This window comes from Romboutsia sp. 13368 (assembly GCF_018336475.1).
Classification (GTDB): domain Bacteria; phylum Bacillota; class Clostridia; order Peptostreptococcales; family Peptostreptococcaceae; genus Romboutsia.
In genome coordinates, this window is sequence record NZ_CP048741.1 from 128,176 (window position 1) to 129,737 (window position 1,562).

The 1,562-nt window shown below is 30.3% G+C and carries 1 protein-coding gene and 1 pseudogene; both read right to left on the bottom strand.

Going from position 1 to position 1,562, the window contains the following annotated elements; all coding sequences use genetic code 11:
• Positions 1-786: amino acid permease (locus tag G3997_RS00590; protein WP_296646450.1), on the bottom strand; the 786-nt coding region annotated here is incomplete at its 3' end.
• A gap of 465 nt (positions 787-1,251) precedes the next feature.
• Positions 1,252-1,470, bottom strand: a pseudogene (locus G3997_RS11455) (amino acid permease); the annotation flags it as partial.
• Positions 1,471-1,562: the final 92 nt, after the last annotated feature.

The window sequence follows — 1,562 nt, forward strand, 5'->3', positions numbered from 1 at the left end:
AGCATATTGAGCTAATTCATTAGCTGGTAATACCCAAAGGTAAGCTAAGTTTATAACTACGTATACTGCCATAACTAAAGATAAACCACCAACTATTGCTTTAGGTAAATCTTTTCCTGGATCTTTCATTTCACCAGCTATAGCACCAACATTTATCCATCCATCATAAGCAAATAATATAGCAACTAATAATTGTCCTATTACTCCTGTTGGGCTTATACCTTCTGCAACTAAAGGTTGTACTATAGGATTATTTCCTCCACCTCTTATAAATCCGAATACTATTATTAATACAAGAGGAATTAATTTACATACAGTTGATACAGTTTGTATTGCACCACTTGTTTTAGAACCAAAAGTATTTAATACACCTATTAGTAATATAACTCCTACTGTCATAGGTATTACTAAAGATTGATTTCCTAATAATATAGCAGCTTGTTGTCCAAACATAACTGATATAGCAGCTATTGTAGCTGGGAAGAATAATACAGATTGCATCCATCCAGTTAAGAAACCAAGTTTTTTACCGTATATTTCTTCTATATATACCATCATACCACCTGTTTTAGGTATTGCAGCTGAAACCTCTGCTGCAGTAAGTCCAGCAGTTATTGTCATTATACCTGCTAAAACCCATGCTATCATTCCAAGTCCTGGTGCTCCACCAGTTATTTCATAAACTGCTTGTGGTTTAAAGAATACTCCACCACCTATAACCATACCAACAACTGTAGATAAAGCAGCAGCGGCACCTAAGTTTTTTTGAAGTTGTTTGTTCTCCATTTGATGACATTCCTTTCTGATTTAAATTTTTATAATTACTAATATAATCATATTATAATGTGTTTTTTTGCTAAAAACAACGTTTTTTCTACTTTTAACGACAAAAAAAGACATGAAAAATATTTCCAAAATAAAAATAAGTTAAAATATCTTTTACCTGCACTTTGAAAGATTTAAAACTAGAATTACATACTAAAAAATATAATAAAAGATAGTTATAATTATAAAGTGATATAGTATGAATATAGAAAAAATAATCAATTAATTAATTTATAAAATAAACTATCATAATGAACTGTATTACTATAAAGAGAGTCTAGAAATATTGAATGTGAAGTATGATAATTTAATAATAGTATTGGCTAACTTGTAAGAATATATATTAAGAATATATATWCAATGAACGCTTATACACTATTAACTAAAATACCAGCTTACTCAGGTGCAAAAGCTGCAGTAAGTAACTTTACTCAATNNNNTTGAAACTTCTGCTGCAGTAAGTCCAGCAGTTATTGCTATTATACCTGCTATAACCCATGCTATCATTCCAAGACCTGGTGCACCACCAGTTAAAGTGTAAACTGCTTGTGGTTTAAAGAATACTCCACCACCTATAACCATACCAACAACTGTAGATAAAGCAGCAGCGGCACCTAAGTTTTTTTGAAGTTGTTTATTCTCCATTTGACTACATTCCTTTCTGATTTAAATTTTTATAATTACTAATATAATCATATTATAATGCGTTTTTTTGCTAAAAACAACGTTTTTTCTAC